This window comes from Ktedonospora formicarum (assembly GCF_016587355.1).
Classification (GTDB): Bacteria; Chloroflexota; Ktedonobacteria; order Ktedonobacterales; family Ktedonobacteraceae; genus Ktedonobacter; species Ktedonobacter formicarum.
Window position 1 is genome coordinate 14023 of record NZ_BNJF01000007.1, and the last position, 18970, is coordinate 32992.

16 protein-coding genes are annotated in these 18970 nt (G+C 54.0%); 7 read left to right on the forward strand and 9 right to left on the reverse strand.

Going from position 1 to position 18970, the window contains the following annotated elements:
* Positions 1–105: 105 nt before the first annotated feature.
* Positions 106–1740 (reverse strand): S8/S53 family peptidase, encoded by a 1635-nt coding sequence (locus K3T82_RS39910; protein WP_220199066.1) that lies wholly within the window; start codon positions 1738–1740, stop codon positions 106–108.
* Between the two features lie 463 nt (positions 1741–2203).
* On the opposite strand from K3T82_RS39910, the gene K3T82_RS39915 reads away from it, so the two are divergent.
* Together K3T82_RS39915 and K3T82_RS39920 are read left to right on the forward strand one after the other, a co-directional pair.
* Positions 2204–3295, forward strand: a complete 1092-nt coding sequence (locus tag K3T82_RS39915; protein ID WP_220199067.1) for a M20/M25/M40 family metallo-hydrolase — start codon at positions 2204–2206, stop codon at positions 3293–3295.
* 16 nt (positions 3296–3311) lie between these two features.
* Positions 3312–3479 carry a hypothetical protein gene (locus K3T82_RS39920; RefSeq protein ID WP_220199068.1) on the forward strand — a complete coding sequence of 56 codons (168 nt, stop codon included), beginning with the start codon at positions 3312–3314 and terminating at the stop codon, positions 3477–3479.
* A 45-nt stretch (positions 3480–3524) separates the two neighbouring features.
* Here the strand turns inward: K3T82_RS39920 and K3T82_RS39925 are convergent, their stop codons facing one another.
* A complete protein-coding gene (locus K3T82_RS39925; RefSeq protein WP_220199069.1) occupies positions 3525–4025 on the reverse strand; it encodes a hypothetical protein in 501 nt (166 codons plus the stop codon).
* A gap of 426 nt (positions 4026–4451) precedes the next feature.
* On the opposite strand from K3T82_RS39925, the gene trxB reads away from it, so the two are divergent.
* The 3 genes from trxB to K3T82_RS39940 all read left to right on the forward strand — a co-directional run bounded on the left by trxB (position 4452) and on the right by K3T82_RS39940 (position 8036).
* A complete protein-coding gene (gene trxB / locus K3T82_RS39930) occupies positions 4452–5402 on the forward strand; it encodes a thioredoxin-disulfide reductase (protein WP_220199070.1) in 951 nt (316 codons plus the stop codon).
* 355 nt (positions 5403–5757) lie between these two features.
* Positions 5758–6354 carry a hypothetical protein gene (locus tag K3T82_RS39935; protein ID WP_220199071.1) on the forward strand — a complete coding sequence of 199 codons (597 nt, stop codon included), beginning with the start codon at positions 5758–5760 and terminating at the stop codon, positions 6352–6354.
* A gap of 233 nt (positions 6355–6587) precedes the next feature.
* Complete coding sequence (locus K3T82_RS39940; protein ID WP_220199072.1) at positions 6588–8036, forward strand: AAA family ATPase; 1449 nt, start codon at positions 6588–6590, stop codon at positions 8034–8036.
* A gap of 140 nt (positions 8037–8176) precedes the next feature.
* On the opposite strand, the gene K3T82_RS39945 is transcribed toward K3T82_RS39940, so the two are convergent.
* From K3T82_RS39945 to uvrB, 6 genes are all read right to left on the reverse strand, one after another.
* Positions 8177–9145: a hypothetical protein gene (locus K3T82_RS39945; protein ID WP_220199073.1), complete on the reverse strand. Its 969-nt coding sequence runs from the start codon at positions 9143–9145 to the stop codon at positions 8177–8179.
* 75 nt (positions 9146–9220) lie between these two features.
* On the reverse strand, positions 9221–9355 hold the full coding sequence (locus tag K3T82_RS49455) for a hypothetical protein (RefSeq protein WP_268886728.1): 135 nt from the start codon (positions 9353–9355) through the stop codon (positions 9221–9223).
* A gap of 230 nt (positions 9356–9585) precedes the next feature.
* Positions 9586–10464 (reverse strand): agmatinase, encoded by an 879-nt coding sequence (gene speB, locus K3T82_RS39950; RefSeq protein ID WP_220199074.1) that lies wholly within the window; start codon positions 10462–10464, stop codon positions 9586–9588.
* A gap of 423 nt (positions 10465–10887) precedes the next feature.
* The gene (locus tag K3T82_RS39955; protein WP_220199075.1) at positions 10888–11334 is read right to left on the reverse strand and encodes an S-adenosylmethionine decarboxylase family protein; all 447 of its coding nucleotides are present in this window, start codon (positions 11332–11334) and stop codon (positions 10888–10890) included.
* A gap of 337 nt (positions 11335–11671) precedes the next feature.
* Positions 11672–12805 (reverse strand): homospermidine biosynthesis protein, encoded by a 1134-nt coding sequence (locus K3T82_RS39960; protein ID WP_220199076.1) that lies wholly within the window; start codon positions 12803–12805, stop codon positions 11672–11674.
* A gap of 157 nt (positions 12806–12962) precedes the next feature.
* Positions 12963–14960 (reverse strand): excinuclease ABC subunit UvrB, encoded by a 1998-nt coding sequence (gene uvrB / locus K3T82_RS39965; protein WP_220199077.1) that lies wholly within the window; start codon positions 14958–14960, stop codon positions 12963–12965.
* Positions 14961–15463: 503 nt separating this feature from the next.
* Between uvrB and K3T82_RS39970 the strand changes: the two genes are divergently transcribed.
* On the forward strand, positions 15464–16654 hold the full coding sequence (locus K3T82_RS39970; protein ID WP_220199078.1) for a zinc ribbon domain-containing protein: 1191 nt from the start codon (positions 15464–15466) through the stop codon (positions 16652–16654).
* Between the two features lie 187 nt (positions 16655–16841).
* Here K3T82_RS39970 and K3T82_RS39975 read toward each other — a convergent pair whose 3' ends face one another.
* Entirely contained in the window at positions 16842–17348 is a 507-nt protein-coding gene (locus K3T82_RS39975) for a hypothetical protein (RefSeq protein WP_220199079.1), read from the reverse strand.
* A gap of 683 nt (positions 17349–18031) precedes the next feature.
* Between K3T82_RS39975 and K3T82_RS39980 the strand changes: the two genes are divergently transcribed.
* A complete protein-coding gene (locus K3T82_RS39980) occupies positions 18032–18955 on the forward strand; it encodes a class I fructose-bisphosphate aldolase (RefSeq protein WP_220199080.1) in 924 nt (307 codons plus the stop codon).
* The last annotated feature ends 15 nt before the right edge of the window (positions 18956–18970 follow it).

Here is an 18970-nt window from a genome sequence, read left to right on the forward strand (position 1 = left end):
CCCTGGCAATTCCTTATAGATAAACTAAAACATGTTTTCCGGCTTCGTTCGTGCGTATTATATACTACACAAATTGAAGCGTCAAGGCAGCTTTGCCACCCTGTCCTATAAGCCAAAACGCTGTTGGACCCTGATCATATTCCCTAATAAGCTAGGAATTTCCGGCTCATTGCTCAGCGCAGCCTCCCCACGTCGCTCCCTCCTGGCTGCCAGTCGGATCATCGAGTTGGATGCGGACCAGCCCTGTGCCATAAGATGAGCCCCTAGCCCACTTACAATCGCCGTTGAGAATGATGTACCACTCCAATCAGCCCAGCCCGAATCGTTTGGTTCGCCATTGGAAAAGGTGGGTGCGATATAGACCCCACGTACCGCGTCCGGTAGCGTGTTAGCATCGGTCGCCCCATAGCCATCCCCTCCAAATGTCACAACGCCCGTGTCGGCGGGGGCAATGTTCGCCGCATTGGCGAATGCCGATGCCTGATACCTGCTGTTGACCGATGAGACACTCAACACAGAGTCATAGCGCGCAGGGGAGCGTGGTGGACGCGGCGCGAAGTTCTGCGAGGTCGCTGCCGCCGAGTCGTTACCCGCCGCTGCAACTATCAGCGCTCCATGCGCATGCAGCCCCTCAAAGAGCAGTTTCAGGCCAGCCTCGATATGCTCCATGATACGCATGACACCATACAACTGCGACGTAGGCCACTGCCTCTGGTCCAACCAGACATAAGGCAAGCGCCGCACGTCAGGCATAATCGTCAGGCTCAGGTTAATCACCAGGCGACGGATTGAGCCCGCTACCATTTCGCGCTCCAGGTCACATAAAGCCGCGAAGAGCGCGTAGAGATCTCCACCACCATAGTCATTGAGCACGCGTACCAGGCGCATACGCGCGCGCGGCGCGATATCGCGAATCAACCCCGCGACCGCCAATCCATGATCCGCCATGGCATAGTAGCGCGCTTCGTTGTAATAATCACGCCCGGTTCGTACCTCGTTCGTCAGTGGATAACGATCATACTCAATGGAGAATGATCCATCCTCGTTGCGAACATCGTTCGCGAGCTTCTGCAAGAGCCAGTTACGACGTAGCTCTAGACGTGTAGCGGCGCTCAAGATGCGGTCAGGATGCGGCGAGGTATCCAAAACAGCCACCAACACATCTTCGGCATCTCTGGTATCCAGCGGTATATCCTGCTCCAACAGGCGCGTGCGCCAACCAACCAGGGCATTTGTGGGCGCGGGTGAAGCCAATATCGGCGCGGGACGCGGTGGGAGAGCAGGCCCCCCCTCACCAAAATAGAGCGGAGCCGCCATAACCAGCCAGTTCGGCATCGCGGAGACGATTGGCAATCCCTGCTGTGTCAGGTAATCCAGCCGCGCTTGCAGATAGGAAAGCACCATAGGCGTTGCATCCGCCACGCTCGGGTCCATATGACGCGCATGAAAGCAAAGAGCAATTAGCGGCTGCTTCCGATGCAGGCCAAAAATAAATGAGCGACGACGCACCGGCGGCATCGTCGGGCTCCCCTTCCATCTTCCCCCCGTTCCATAGGGCTCTAGCGCCAGTTGATATTGAGCCAGGAACGCGTTAAGTCGCTCCCTCACCTGCTCATAGAAGATATCCAGGGTATCCTCCGCAGGCAATCTCGGCAAGCGCATAACAATGATCAGTTCACCAGGGATCCAGTGATACAGCTCATTTGGCGCTCCCATAACCTCCGAATAACTACGAGACATGCACGATTGCTCCCCCTTAGTATGGTGTGAGCTTGAACGCGTGCCCTCTCGGGCAAAATGCGAGTATGAATATCGTTCAATCAACATCAACGCATGTTAGCTATAACCATGCGCAAAAAAAATCAACCCCCTCTACTGGGTACAGACCTCTCTATGTAAGCGCAACGCTTTCACCTGCGCTTTTGCTCCCCCCCCGCGCCATCCCCACAACCCATATGTAGCCGCGTCGCTTCAGCAGCGGCAATCTATATTCGTTAGCGTCAATTATAGCGGAACCAGCATAAGGACACAATGAGCAACTACCAAATTCCCCCTACAACGTGGCATAATAGAGGTGCATACGCCTTGCGAAATCTAGAGCACGCTTGCCGTGATAGCGGCGCCGTGCCCTCGTATGAGGGTTGGTTTTCGCATAAGACCATAAGGCCATATTGTTGTACATACATCGTGAAAGGCTCGCTCCATGTACGCGGATCAACTCTACCAGACGCTTCGCTCGCTTATACGCATCCCTAGCACTTCTGGACATGAGGAACAGGTGCGCGCCTACCTCACCCAGGCCCTCGCGGACCTCGGACTCGAAAGCAATGTAGACGCGCAGGGCAACCTGATCGCCCTTCTGCCCGGCACAGGTCGTCCACTTTTGCTCAACGCGCATATGGACCGCGTGCCGCCCGGTCTGGGTCATGAGCCCATCCTACGCGATGGCGTCCTGTACAGCGATGGCACAACCAACCTTGGCGCGGACGACTGCGCGGGCCTGACTGTCATCTTAGAGGTGCTATGCCGCACGCTTGAGCAGAACCTACCTCACCCTCCCCTGGTATTAGTCTTCACAGTTATGGAGGAGACGGGGCTTTGTGGTGCCTCGCGCTTCGACGCGAGCCCCTGGCAGGTTACAGAGGGCCTGGTTTTCGATAACGCCTTCGAGGCAGGGGTCGTCGTTTCACATGGCGCAGCCTATGAAGCCTTTGACGTGCAAATTCAAGGTCGCACAGGCCATCCCGGCAAGGATCTCGATGCCACGATCAACGCGCTCGACATCTTCCGGGCCGCGCGCTATCCCCACGGATCACTCAATAACGATCAGACACGCGTCAATATTGGTCGTCTCGAAGCCGGCACCGCGCGCAACGCGGTCCCCGCCGCGCTCACTCTTCAAGGCGAGCTACGTAGCTTCGAAAGCGTGGAGGCCATTCGCGATTACCAGCAAGCCATCGAGGAGGCCTTTGTTAAGGCGGCACGCGAGGCGGGCGGAGCCGCGAATCTCCATTTCGAGACCCACTCGCACAGCTATCGTGTCGATCCCGCCGAACCCTTGCTTCAGGTCTACCATGAGGCATTACGTCAGCGTGGAGCGCCCCTTGTCGCGCGCCCAACTTTCATTGGCAGTGATACCAGCGGCTTCCGCGCCTCTGGCATTCGTGCCATCACCATCTCAACCGGGGTTGTGAACGAGCATTCCTTCGCGGAATGCGTTCCCCTGGAGCCACTAGAACAGCTCGTTCAGGACACACTTACGCTCCTGAAGCTCTGGCAAGAACAGGAACAATGAAATTGGAATCGCGCTCGTGCTCAAGATGCTCCCTCCCGAAGTCATGAAAAACGCACGCGAGCAGGTCCGCCAGGCGGCACCAGGTACACACAATCTGGGCCGCTATGCGGCCCTTTTCATCGTCTGCACCTGGCTACTCCTGACGCTTCTGCTCGCGCTCTTCGCCTACCGTCTTTTCTTCTAGCTCCAAAACCTTCCCCTCTTCACACAGCCTCACTCGCAGAGAGTTCTACGACTCCATATCACGGTCGCGCCGTTGGTGATGGGCTGTATGTCTGCCTCTCTCTACCTGCTGCGCATCCTTCTGCCGCGAGCCATAAATGTGCCTGCTCATTTCAATGCTCGCCCAGTTAAAGTACGCATTCACGGCAAAAAGCACCGCGCAGGCTGCGACAAAACCCCAGCCCAGACCCATCGCGGCACCCGGATTATCTCCCAGCGACAGAGTTACCGCCAGCGTGATAAACATAGGAATCAACGCGATCACGGAGATAATTCCCACCCACATGCGCATAACGTTCGTCTTCGCCACCTCCGCCCGCATCTGAGCATCGTTCGCTTGTCCTTCCTGGCGTATTCGCTTCATAAGCATGTCAGCAAACATTTCGTCGCCATCAACATCCAGCTTCTGTCCTCGTCCTCTCTCCGCGTACTCATCGTTACTTCGGTAGCCTCCATACCCTTCGTTCCAGGAGTCCTCTACGCTCTCTTGTTCCTGCATGCCAGACATCGTATCTCTCCTTGCGCAACATCTCTTATTTGCAATGCTTACACTCAATAGGCGTGTTTTCTCCTACATGTACGCTTACACGCGCCCGAAGTTTCATCCCTGCATGGGAATACGTCCGTGTTATAATAAGTGGCGGATTATTGAAAGGAGCCTTTTCGTATGCCCCCTCGCCGCTGTTCACTCATCAGAGGAGTAAGGTCTTACAAGAGGTACGAATGTGCCCCCGCGCGACCCTTCCCACTCCTCTGCGAAGCGCCCACGGCAGAAAGAAGCTATCGGCAAGTATAGCTGGGCATAAAACGGGCTCACGCGCTGTTCTCATATGCGAAAGCAAAATATATAAGCGCATCTCAACAATGATTCCTTATTAAGCAAACCTGAGCTCGCTCAGGTTTCACATAAGATTTAAAGTGAGGATATAGATCTATGGCGAAGGTTTACGGCACTATCATTATCGGCTCGGGTCCTTCCGGCTACACAGCGGCAATCTATGCCGCGCGCTCCAATCTCTCCGTCCTGGTACTCCAGGGCTATCAGACCGGCGGTCAGCTCATGCAGACCAGCGAGGTCGAGAACTATCCCGGCTTTGAAGACGGTATCATGGGTCCGGATATGATGGAGAAATTTGAGAAGCAGGCTCAGCGCTTCGGAGCGGAACTGATCCCTGAAGACGTTATCGAGATCGATACCAGCAAGCGCCCCTTTACGGTCAAGACCGATACAGCCGAATACCAGGGCCAAAGTATTATTATCGCGACTGGTGCTAGCGCGCGCTGGCTGGGCTTGCCCCATGAGCAGCAATTGCAGGGTCGGGGCGTCTCCGCCTGCGCGACCTGTGACGGCTTCTTCTTCCGGGGTAAGGATGTGGTCGTTGTAGGTGGTGGCGATACAGCGATGGAGGAGGCGACCTTCCTGACACGCTACGCGAACCATGTGACTCTGGTTCACCGCCGCGATTCCTTCCGCGCCAGCAAGATCATGCAGGAGCGCGCGCGCAAAAACCCGAAGATCAGCATTGTGCTCGACTCCGAAGTCGCCGACGTCCTGGGCGACGAAAAGGTCACAGGCGTACGCCTGCGCAACCTCAAGACCAACGAGGAGAGCACGCTCAAGACGGATGGCCTCTTTATCGCCATCGGTCATAAGCCAAATACCGATCTCTTTAAGGGCCACATCGATATGGACGAGGTAGGCTACATTACCCCTGTCAAGCATACGATGACCAACATCCCTGGCATCTTCGCCGCTGGCGATGTCACTGACCATCGCTATCGCCAGGCAGTAACCGCCGCTGGTGATGGCTGCCGCGCCGCCATCGACGTTGAGCGCTGGCTCGAAGAGCAGGGTATCGAGGTAGGTGTCGAGAACTGGGAATAAAATACCTTCCCTGCCGAGATATCCTCACCCCATCGCCGTACCGCGTTCTCCATCTCTGTAGAGAGCGCGGTACGGTTTTTCATTCCAATTTGCCCCCAGGGATATAATAAAAAGAGAGATCTATTGAGACATATCCTCCTCAGAATGAGTATACACATACAAGTACATTGTTAATCACGTCTTGACACGGGAAGGCTTACCAGGCTTGCTCAAACACCTCGGTAAGCCTTCCTTTTGCCCTCCCATACCTCACCTCCTCATCTTGCTTAGGCCAGAATAGATGGGTATAATTGCACGTGGAAATCCTCTCAGCCCTTCAAGATAGAATTTAAACAAAGAAAGCTGGAATCCCCCCATGCACACCGATGCCTCTCCCGACCAGCGAATATTCCGCATAACACCTGGCTGGCGGCGCTTCTTCTGGCTCTTTCCATTCGTCTTATCCGCCAGCTCTCTCATGCTAGCAGTACTTGCTATCCTCCTCGCGTTTAGCATAGGCAAACCATTTCGTTCGTTTTTGAGCTCTATCTTCTCTTTCTCCACAGCTCTTGCTTTTACATTTCTTCTTCAAATCCCGATAAACTACCCAAGAACAAAATATATCTATCATATCGTCTCGCAAGCTGGCATTGAATACCACTCCCGCGACTTCCACCTCTTCACTCCCTGGCACAATATCACTGGCATCGAACGGCGATGGTTCGGCATTCGCAAGCCACCGTCCCTACTCCTCAAAGAGCCTGCCATCCGAGGCGATCTCAAAGAAGGCAAACGATACGGCATCGCCACGGCTCAATATGGCAAGTACGCTTTAATAGACAAACAGACGCTCAGCGCGCTTCCGCTCATCTTTACCGTACCACGCCGTGACTGGCGCTCTTCCGAACTTGCCGCCGCCATCAAGCACTACGCCCCCACCTCATCAAGAACACCAATTAAAGCAAGGCTATAGAGCATTGGGGTGTTGTCCCCTCAACAATACGCCAATGCACTCTTGCACTACATACCATACATCTCTATTCATGATTTGTTCTATATAACCTCAAATACTTGACAAATTACATCGATATCATTTATACTTTACACATATACCTTATGCCATTTCACATGTATAGTGTTTGATCTACTTCTCTGATCGTTTCGACGCTCGCTATTGTGGTCTTGATCTACGTTGAGGAGGATGATATGGCACTCTCTCTTGATGAAATCTTCTCTCGCTCACCACTTCCCTTCCACACTTCCATCTCTCATTTCCGCTCACCTAACCGCAACCCGGTCCCCTTCTCCATCTCCAATCTGCTTCCTATCGGTCTCACCTTGCTCTCCGGCGCGAGTCGCCAGGGCAAAACCTCCCTCGCCCTGCATCTGGCGTACGATGTCTTTCGGGGCATCCCCGCCCTCAACTCACATGTCCCCACTATCCCTGACAGCGAACAGCCCTATGCCACCATGCGCGGGCGCGTTCACTACCTCGCCCTCGATAGCTCAACGGACACTATCCAACAACTTACTGACCGCCTCTTCGCACCAACTGAAAATCTGGACCTGCGTCATTTCTACCTGACCAATACCCTGGAACCTCTCACCCTCGAAGGGGGATTACTCAACCTGTGTGCCAATCTCGCTTCCCCCGATGTCCGCCTGTTGGTCATTGACAATCTGGCATGCGTGCGCAAGCTCTTTGAAGGAACTGACCATGAATTGCTCGACCTCCTGCGCCAGATCGCAGAACAGACTCAGACTAGCATTCTCCTCTTGCACACCTGCAAACGTTCTTCCCCTCTGGCGACCCATGTTGATCACCAGTTGCACCTCACCCGCCTGCCCATCGCCAGCTACTATCAACTCGAAAGCCTCACTCGTAAGCACCAGCCCTCGACGCTGCTGCTGCACTGCCCTCCCGAAGCCAACTACTTCCGCATCGTGACTCTCGCGGAGGAAACAAGTCTCTGCATCCTCAATGCCCGCAAGGTTCTCTCTCCCGAGCGCATCACTATCCTTGACCTGCTCCAAAGCAGTCAGCGCGACCTCACACCGCGTCAGATTGCCGCGACCCTCAACCTGGACTATGATTGCGTGCGTCAAATTCTCTCCAAAATGGTCTCCGCTAATCTGCTCACCACTAGCGAACGAGGACACTATATAATCCATCCCTTCATCCATAAACTACTACCAGCCCTGCTTGCGCACACCTCCCTCATCCCTCGCTTCTCACTCAGCGCCATCCCTCCCGATGAGGAGCCCGCTTTCACCATCCCTCACAATCTTCCACCAGCGATCACTCACAGCCCACCGCCTTCAGCTACCTCTCACAAGAAGACCCAGGCCATTTCTTCTACCTCTCATCCCACGCCAGATAAGCCCATTTCCGCTATCGCTCACAACGAGCATACCCGGTTACCCTTACTGTCCGCCTCACCAGAAATTGTCACTCACAATCCAACCCACTTACCAGATCAAGCCGATTCCCCAATCTCTCACAATCCGCCACTCAATACCACAGCGGATCAAACATCATCCGAAACCTCTCACAATTCACCTGTGAACAATGAACCAGATAAACCCTCTTCCATTCTCTCTCACCTCATCCCCCCTTCCAGAGGGGAAGCGGAGGCTCATCGTCAGGTAGCATAACCACCAGTGGCCTCTCAAACCTCTTCGGGAGCGGTGACGTTATACCCGATTCCCCAATCTCTCACAATTCGTCAGGCACAAATTGAGCGCCCACCTCAACAGTAAGCGCTCTCAAAAAGTACCTTAACAATAAAGCATTCTTACTCGGGTCCGCCTTCTCGCAAGGGGATTGCCATATAGCTACTCTGCTGGCTTCCCAGCATAGAGAGCTTTCCGCTACTGATCTCGTCGGGGAGCAGGGGACGCAAGGTGACATTATAATACAAGCCACCCTCACCCATGATGCCCTGACCGCTGCTCAGGATTGCCTTAATACTCTGGTATTGCTCATCTTTCAGGCGAATGGCATGCTCTGGGATCGTGAACTTGAGGCAAGGAGTTTCCAGGTTAGGCGTGTTCTCATTCTCGGGAATCTTGCCACATTCATATGTTGCGGCCTGCTCTAGCGTAAAATCGCTCAAAGGCCAGAGAGGATAGGTATCGTTCGCGTTGGCGCTAAAAGTTCGGCGTGCCAGAAGTGCATAGGCTGAGGCCCCATACGGATTGTTGCTCGTCGCGTTCACCGCGTCATTAATAGCAGTCAAGGCCTTACCCAGCCGTCCATACTCGTCCAGACTAGAGGACTTCGGCTGATAGTGTCCATAGGAACCGTAAGCATACTCCATGCTCTTGTTGTTCAGCGCCAATTGCAGGTACGTCGCGTTCATATCCTGAATATCGACAAACTGCCGCTCACCAAAATCTGGCAGGTCATATGTGTTCACCAGGGAGTCAAGAAGCTTTTCTAGGGCGTCGGAGGAGAGCTTTCCCTTACGCTCACTCCCCAAAATATAGGTTCCATCACCATAGATGCTAACCTCGGGAGCGAACGAGAGCGATCCCTTGAGCCCCCCACCGTATAGCGTCCGTATCACCACATCTTTTCCATCTCCGCTATACGTCACCGGCGGTTTATCATTCTTGGTATTGATCGTCTTTACTGACTTCTGGTTTGGCGTGCCCGAGTCACAAGCTGTCAGGCTGGAAGCAAACAAAGCAAGCAACAGGCACCCACAGAGGGCGAGAAATATGCGACGTGTCTTCGTCATATATGGGGCAGGCTGACCCATGTTTTTTCTCCCTGTATTCATTTACTACATATCTATTTGGCATCCATGCATATGCGGTCATTCAATTATAGCTATTTAATATGCCGCTTCGGCAAAATACCGTAAAGCACGCTCAATCCCTCTGATTAAGCCCCGAAGACCAAAATGGTTCTCTTGTGCGGCATTGACAATACGCATCAGCCAACCATCCTGAGAATTCGGATTTGCCATCTTCCATCCTAGCAAAAATAGAAAAGCCACATCAACACTTATACGAAAAGGATGGCCCTAATGGAACCAGGCAACCACAATACATGTGTAGCCGCGCCGCTTCCGCTGCGGGCCCCTTCCCTCCGACTCATATATAAACCATATTACTTTAAAAGAGGCACTATATGGAACCTCATCACCTTAGGTATGGTATATACTCTAGTCCATATAGTGCCACATCGCTTCTCTTCCTACCCCTTAGAGCAGAAGCGATACCCTAGCATCTTGTACACCAGCTTGGCAGCCAGAAAGTCAGCACGCGTCTGCCCTTCCATCGGGCATAGCTCGACAACATCCATCCCAACCACCTCGCTCCGCTGACAAATCTCGCGAATCAGGTCAAGCACCTGATACCAGGAGAGTCCCCCCGGCTCAGGAGTGCCCACCGCAGGCATCTCGCTCGGATCAATAGCGTCCAGGTCAACTGTAATATAGGTATGCTTACTCAGGCGCTCCCAGGGGATGCGCGCCAGGCCCTTCGCCATCTGGTACGCCCAGACAACAGCTACATTCGGCTGCTCCTTCTTCAGGAACTCAGCCTCCTCCGGGCTAAAGCTACGAATACCAATTTCCAGCACAGGGATACCCATATCCACGACGCGACGCTCAATACTCGCGTGCGAGAGTGGCGTTCCCTCGTACGTATCACGCAGGTCGCCATGCGCGTCAATATGCACCACCGTTAGATCAGGATACTTCTCATGCACGGCGGCAATACAGGGAGCAGAGAGCGAATGCTCGCCTCCCAGGATAAAGGGAAATTGCCCCTGGGCCAGGGTCTTACGTACAGCAGCGCCTGTCGCCTGAAGTGCGGCAGCATGATCCATGCCGGTGTAATCGACCGCCGTGTGTGTGTATACACCAACCTCAATAGGGCAGGTATCAAGCTCCTCGTCATACAACTCCATCTGGCTTGAAGCATCCAGAATCGCCTGGGGACCGTTGTGCGTCCCCTCCATATAACAGACGCTATATTCCAGCGGTGCGGGAATGATACCAACCCGTGCCGTCTCAGGATCACAATGGGGGGCGTCGGGTGCGCCAAATTGTGTAATGGGTGTGGAATCCATCAAGAGAGACTCTTTCTGTCGTTTTTCAACACATGCCTATCAAACACATGCCTTGCAGCCACCTGAGTGCATCAGCGCTAGCCGCCGCACAGGCGGCGTTGGTGACTGTCTTCCAAACACATGCCTTGCAGCCACCTGAGTGCGTCAGCGCTAGCCATCCAGAAGGTGGCGTTGGTGACTGCGTTTTTCAACACATGTTATGCAGCAAGCGAGGGGTTGTCAAGAGGGGGTGAGAAGCGGGTTGAATTAGTAGAGATACACTAGGAGAAATTTGTATAAGCTCTTCAAGAAGATTCCATAAATAAAGTAGAGAGTAAGAACGCTGAGACTGCGATGTAACTGCACCTTACTCTCTACTATCAGTAGAAGTCTAAGCAAAGAGGCGCGTTGGCGCGAATACTCTTTGCCTTACTCTTCTTGCCCTTAGCCCACCTCCGCGACGGCGTGGCCTTTACGAGCGCGGCGCAGTTCCATCGCAGCTTGCAGACGGGCAGGATCTGGCTCGTCGGGGCGCAGGGAGCGAGTCGCGCGCACAATGAAGTGAGCCTCTACATCATCGGTCTTGAAAACTTCCTTGGCGAAGGCAATCGCATCTTCCTGACTGAACTCTTTGCAGGAGCAGATGTCGATATCTACTTCACCATACTCAGGCCACGCGTGCAGGCTGATATGGCTCTGCGCGATAACCACGAAACCAGACATACCGGCATCTAGTGGGTTGGATGTGTCAATATCGTAAAGATGAACTGGGCTAACTTTCTCCATACCAACACGATCAGGGTACTCGTCGAGAACACGACGCAGCACGGGCTCACTGCTGAGGCTCTCGGGAGCGCAATTGTAGAGTTCCAGCATCAGGTGTACAAGCATTTGTTAACGTCCTCCAGGTGTTTTGATGTGGCGTTCTCCCTCCACTTTCAGGAGCCACGCTGCCGATAATTCGGATGTAGCAATGGTTCTTTGGAAAGAACACACGATTGATATTATATATTAGGTTGTCAAGAAAATGCAAAGAATCAGAGGCCAAATTGTATCTAATTTCAAGCGGACTTCCACCTAAACACCAGCGGACTTCCACCTAAACACCAGCAAAGGTCCATCTAAACGCAAATCGAGGTCCATCTCTCACTCGGTTGCTCTCTCAACCTAAATGCGAGATGGACCTCAATCTAATGGGAACCTGACTTGCGATTAGATAGAATGTAATCTAAGGTCGAACCGGCTTCTGCGTCTCAAATGCGTCTTTGAGCTCCTTCAGCATCGCATCGCGTTTCGCGTATAGCTCACGGCGGGGGCGCGCCTGCGCCTTGCTGACCGCGTAGGCGGTCAAGAGGGGTAGAGCGATGGTAGAATCACCATACACGACGGCGGTATCATGCAATTGGTCCGGCTTGATCTTTCCCCAGGAGACGGCTTCAGAAGGGGTTGCGCCTGAGAGTCCACCCCAGTGTGGCGCGTCCGCAGTAATCTGAATGAAGTAGTCATGACCACCCTTTTCGATACCCAGGACTTCCCAGAGTTGCGGCTGCGTCTGTAAGTAGAAGTTCTTCGGGCTTCCTCCGCCCAGGATGATGACGCCGTTATGCTCCGCGTGATGCACAATAGCTGTGGTCTCATTGACGTCCGCGAGCGGGTCCAGGGTCAACTGGCTACCCTCTAGCGCGTGGCGTGCGACATTCATGCCAATCGAGGAATCGCCAGGAGAAGAGGTGTAGATCGGCACATTCCAGGCTGCCGCCTGAGCCAGCACCGAGTATTCCGGGTTAACACCAGCCCTGAGCAACTGCTGTCCCAGGTGATAGTGAAGCTCCGAAGTCGAGATGGGGCGATTGGGGAGGGTCTTAAGGGCCTCGCGCACAAAGGCATCCGTATCAAGCAGCACCTTATCCTCGAAGAGGATATCGTAAATACGCACCACATGCTCTTCCTGCAACTTCGTGTCATCAAGGCGGAAATCACCCCGGTGCATGGAGAGGGCCAGGGCGTGGTGCATGTCATGATACAGGTTCGCGCCCGTGCTAACAATGAAGTCGATAAAACCATACTCCATCAAGGTGATGAGGCAGCCACCCAGGCCAGCAGGCGTCAGCGCTCCCGCCATGGTCAGACCAATGGTCGTGTTCTGTTCGGGATCAAGCATCTTCTCGGTGAAGAGACGCGCGGCTTCATGCAGGCGCGCGGAATTGTACGCCTGGAACTGCTCATCCAGCAACTCGGTGACTGTCATACCGGGGCGCACCCGATTGGGTAGGATGCGCGGCCCACTCAGATACTCCTGCTGTGTGGGTTGATGTTCTTCTCTATGTTCATGCTCCGCATGGTGAGCATCATGATGTGGCATGCTAAATATGTGTCCTTTCGTGGGGAAATCAAAATGCTAACGGCATATAGGATATGACAGATTAGAGCCTGTGGCAAGGGGCATCACAGTGGAAAGATACAAGAGAAGGCGTTCGCGGGCTCGCGAACGCCTTCTCTTGTATCTTTCTTCTTACTCCTTAGTCGAGCATGGCACGGCGGACCTCGATAACCTGATCACGCAACTGGGCTGCTTTCTCAAATTCGAGTTGCTTGGCAGCGGTACGCATCTGGGATTCCAGGTCCTTAATCAGGCGCAGCGCCTCGTTCTTGGGGATACCTGCTGTTGTGGCAACCTTCTTACCATCGCTACTGGCGGCCTCCTCTGCGGTACCAGACATGGCCTTCAGGCGCTCCGAAAGCGTCTTGACCTCTTTCTTGATGCCGCGCGGGGTGATATGATGCCGTTCATTATACTGCGTCTGGATCTCACGACGGCGATTCGTCTCGTCGATGGCATTACGCATTGAGCGCGTGACGTTATCAGCATACATGATGACCTGCCCCTCAACGTGGCGAGCCGCACGCCCTATAGTCTGGATAAGCGAGCCTTCCGAGCGCAGGAAGCCTTCTTTATCAGCGTCCAGAATGGCGACCAGGGAGACTTCCGGCAGGTCCAGGCCCTCACGCAGCAGGTTGATACCAACCACCACATCATATATACCCAGGCGCAGATCGCGCAGAATCTCAATACGCTCAATGGTGTCGATCTCCGAGTGCAAGTAGTGAACCTTGATATTCAATTCCTGCATATAATCGGCTAGATCCTCGGACATCTTCTTGGTGAGCGTGGTTACCAGCACACGCTGCCCCTTCTCAACGCGTACGCGCACCTCAGCCAATAGATCATCAATCTGTCCACGCGTCGGACGAACGCTGATCTCCGGGTCAATCAAACCGGTTGGGCGAATAATCTGCTCCACAATGGCCTGACTATGTTCTTGTTCAAAGGGACCCGGCGTTGCCGAGACAAAGAGGGCCTGACTCAACTCCCGCTCAAATTCGGGGAAGGTGAGTGGACGATTATCCAGGGCGGAGGGCAGGCGGAAGCCATAATCTACCAGGACCTGTTTACGCGAGCGGTCACCCGCGAACATGCCGCGCACCTGCGGCAGCGCGATATGCGACTCATCTACAACCAGCAGGAAATCTTCGGGCATATAATCGAGCAGTGTCCAGGGCTGCTCACCCGCCCCCCGACCCGCGAGGTGGCGTGAGTAGTTCTCAACACCCGAGCAGATACCTGTTTCGCGTAACATCTCCAGGTCGAAGTTTGTGCGCTGCTTCAAGCGCGCATGCTCCAACAACTTTCCCTCTGTCTCCAACTCATCCAGGCGCTGCTCTAGCTCCCCTTCGATAGCCTTGATCGCCTCATTCATACGCTCTTGCGTCGTAACCCAGTGCTTGGCGGGGTAGATGTCGAGGCGCTGACGCCGTCCCAGGACCTCACCCGTCAGAGGATCAATCTCGGTCATGCGCTCAATCTCGTCGCCAAAGAACTCGATGCGTACCGCGACATCCTCATACGCCGGGAAGATCTCAAGCACGTCTCCGCGCACCCTGAAGCGTCCACGTATAAAGTTGGCATCGTTACGCTCATACTGGATCGAGATCAGGTGGCGCAGAATTTTATCACGGCGCCGCTCCTCACCTGCCTTCAGCGTCAGGACAACCTCGCCATACTCCTCGGGACTGCCCAGACCATAGATACAGGAGACTGAAGCGACAATCAAAACATCCTTGCGCTCAAAGAGGCTACGCGTAGCCGAGAGACGCAGTTTCTCAATCTCCTCGTTGAGCATACTCTCTTTCTCAACATAGGTATCGGTACGCGCGATATACGCCTCTGGCTGGTAGTAGTCATAATAGGAAACAAAATACTCAACGGCATTATTAGGGAAGAATTCTTTATATTCACTATAGAGCTGGGCCGCCAGTGTTTTATTGGGGGCAAGGACCAGGGTTGGTTTCTGCACCTGCTCAACAACCTTGGCGACGGTATATGTCTTGCCACTACCAGTTACACCTAGCAAGGTCTGGTAACGATAGTTATTCCGAATACCTTCTACAAGTTGCGCAACCGCTGTTGGCTGATCGCCTGTAGGCTCAAAGGGTGACTCCACTTTAAAATCTGGCATAAGCGCTGCAACCCCACGATCTCTTTGCGAAAACCTAAGCACGTCAGCGACGTTGGTTTTCGAAGATGACCTCTATCTTCTCATGACACTATAGAATATTATTTCAAAATCCCGCCCATTATATCATGATTCCGCCTCCGCGTACATGCATGAGCCCTCCATAAATCACCTGCTCACCTTGAGCTCATCTTCCCTTCTTTGAAGAGCAGACACCACACACCACTCTGGAATTGTCGACCAGTTCACAGCATTTTAGCAGGAATATGGTACACTAGAGGACAGAATGCTGAGCAGACCGCTCCTGGTGTTGAGGGGGGAGCGCGCAAAGGATAATTCCTGAGATCGAGAGGCGGGGCAACCAGGAAACGTGCGATACAACAACTACTCCTTATTCGGAAACCTGAATGCGCCGTGTCCCCATATGGGGGTCGCGGCTAGTGCTGACCCCCATATGGGGACACGGCAGCGGCGTTGGTTTTCGGATAAGACTAAGGAGAAAACACGTGCAACCCCTCTACTGTCCCAACTGTGGAGCCGGAACCTCGACGGCGAGCCGCTACTGTCCCCGCTGTGGCGAAGATCTCCTTGCACGTCAGAGCGCGCTCGACTCGAATGTCCAGACGCAAGATCGGGCCACGCCACTCCCGGTCGCGCCATTCTCACCCATGACCCCACCTGCCTCCCCTCGCCCCACCAGTGAACCCGGCTTCGCGCCTGCACATCCCCCACAAGGCGGGATGCCTGGCTATCAACCAGTCCAGCCCGCGACCCCTCCTCCACCCTCACGGCGCGCGCGAGGAGGCTTAGGCAAGATCTTCCTCATCATCGTGTTAGTACTCGCCTTCCTGAGCTCTGGCGGCTATATCGCATACGCTCTGCTGTCGGGTAATGCCACACAGCCCCAGATTACCTCGCGGACGCTCAACACCACGGTCAAGTATGCTGGTATTGACGTCACTATCACGCAACTTGAACAGGCCACAAGCTTCACAGATGATCCACACTCTAGCAGCGATGGCATGTTACGTATCCACCTTCAGGCCGAAAATAAGACCTCCGTCCCAACGAACATGGTTTATAGTGAGATCACGCGGCTGGTCCTCCCAGGCGGAAAAATCGTTACGCCCACATACGTCAATGGGAATGCCGGTCTGGCAGCAGGGAAGAGCCATAGTGACTACGTGGACTTCGCCGTCGCCAGTAACACCAACCTCGACAAGCTTGCTCTCCGCCTGGGAGGCCCAAAAGATGCTCAGATGGATCTTCCATTGAGCACACGGGCTGACCTGAGCGAGTATCAGCCACACAGCACCAAGATTGGGAAACCCCTTGAGTCTAAGACATCCTTCTATGGCTTGAACTGGACCCTGGACAGCGCGAATACCCAATGGTGCATCGATGGAAAGCAGGCCGAGAAGGGAATGCGCTTTGTGGTCGTCAATCTCACAGTGGCTAGTACCCTGGAACAGACCGCTATCCCCGGCTCTCCCTTCGACTACGCACGCCTCAAGGCCGGAGGAACAACTGCTACTCCCAGCCAGAGCACACTCCCAGTTTCCTTCGAGAAGGGGAAAAGCACACAGGGTACCATCACATTCCAGGTGCCCCAGAACCAGACCAGCCTGACTCTGAGCCTCGAACCAGGGGCCAATAGCGGCTTCGATAGCGCGCAGGTGACCTTCACCCTCCCCTGAGCTCTTATAGCGACACATATGCAGGCACCAAGTCTCAGCCAACACTGCGGCAATAATGAAGAAGAGAGGTGGGGTGAGTCAAGCGACTCACCCCACCTCTCTTCTTCGTATGCAGTGACTGTGCGTGGAGAGATCTAGATGCGGTCCATGATCCTCTTAACACAGGTAGATCACATGTTGCTACGACCTACTCCAGGATATAGCTACCGGAGAGCTCACGGCGAAGTGTCGCCTTCTGCTCTTCATCGATAGGCTCTTGCGCCTTCTCTTTGGTTGGCCCATTCCAGACCGATAACGGGCTGGTTGTTTGGGCCTCAAACTCCTTCAGCATAATCTCTTCGAGGAAAGGCGTCTTCTGTGGATCGACTGACTGTGCCACCTTCTCCTCTTCACCCTTCGTCTCTTTCTCAGCCTTCTCCATTTCGGGGACCGGCTGATACTCGGCCAGAGGGGTTGCGGGCACATCAACAAGCGGCTCAATGGCTACTACTGGCATTGGCGACGAATCGCTTGAAGCGGCAAGCAACTCGTCGACATTGAGCGCGAAACGCTGCCCATTGATATCGAGATACATACCACGCCCTTCTCGCAATTCAGCGAGTTGGCGCTTGAGTTCGCGATTCTGCTCTTCCAATTCTGCCATCGCCTGCTGCTGTTGCTTCACTGCCTGCAAAAGAGGCTCAAAACCACCCATAACAAACTCCTTCTAACATGCTCCAAATAGCAGATAGGCAAACCTGGGTTTCTACTTCTCCCTGGGCTCCATCCTAAAAAACGGTACACGCCTGCTAATTTGGCGTAAATAGTCCCATTGTTCCTGTACATAAGATAACGTATGGATACTCCTTGCGGTTGAAGTATCCACCCAAATGTCATAGGGGCATAGGACATGCGTCACAGTATTTCTTCTTGCCTTGTTTTCTACCAGGATGCAACGCGAGCTCATCCCTTTAGTCAGCTATAGAGACGACTCAATGCTGGTATGAGTAACAATTCTTATTGCCTACCTAAAAACAGGCACCGGCAAATATATCCACATATGGGCCCAAACATTATAGAATTATTACCCTTTCAGCAACGCGTAAGTTGCTGTACAATGTGTATGTGATACCAGCCCATAGCACCTTGTCACAGGCGCAAAAGGGCCACGCCTAGCGACACCTGAGCGCGCATTGGGGGCGTGAGATGTGGTAGCATAAACATAAACCATATACACTGTTCTACTCTGCCCGGTCGATCTTCTCGGCGGAGCCCTTGGCATGAGCAATCATGCTTCACCCAGCATAAGAGGCGGTTCTACGATGATCCTCCTGGGGCAGCGCAATGCATGTGGATACATTCTCATCTCAGCGTCGAGTGAAAAAGGAAATAGTAAACATGAACGACCGTATTCGAGAAATTTTAAGCTGGTATGCCAGCGAGAATCCTGGTGTACGCACAAATCTGGCCCGTATGCTTAATCATGGGCGCCTTGCTGGCACAGGTAAAATGGTTATTCTGCCCGTAGACCAGGGCTTCGAGCATGGACCCGCGCGCAGTTTCGCGCCCAATCCCGCTGGTTACGATCCCCGTTATCATTTCCAACTGGCAATTGAGGCCGGTTGTAATGCATATGCCGCCCCCCTGGGCTTCCTGGAGGCAGGCGCGTCGGAGTTCGCAGGCGACATTCCGCTGATCCTCAAATGCAACAACCATGATATCCTCAACGACGAGCGTGATCCGATTTCAGCGGTCACCGCTGGCGTCGAGGATGCCCTGCGCCTGGGTTGTGTCGCTATCGGCTTCACGATCTATCCAGGATCTTCCGAGCGCACCATCATGTATGAGCAGTTGCGAGAACTGGCACGCGAGGCAAAGGACGCAGGCCTGGCCGTTGTGGTCTGGTCCTACCCACGCGGTAGCGCCCTGAGCAAAGAGGGTGAGACGGCCCTCGATGTCGTGACCTACGCCGCGCAGATTGCGGCTCAGCTTGGCGCGGACATCATCAAGGTAAAACTGCCTAGCGCGAAGATCGAGTTGCCAGAGGCTCAGAAGGTCTACCAGAAGTATGAGATCCCGACCGAGACGCTGGCCGAGCGCGTACAGCATGTTATCCAGAGCTCGTTCGATGGTCGCCGCATCGTGATCTTCTCCGGTGGCGCAGCCGCTAGCGATGAACAGGTCTTCAACGAAGTGCGCGGCATCCGCGATGGCGGCGGCTTCGGCTCGATCATGGGCCGCAACTCATTCCAGCGCAAGAAGGAAGACGCGCTCAAGTTCCTGGGCACCATCATGGGTATCTACGAAGGCTCTGTAAAGTAACGCCTTCCAGGTAGT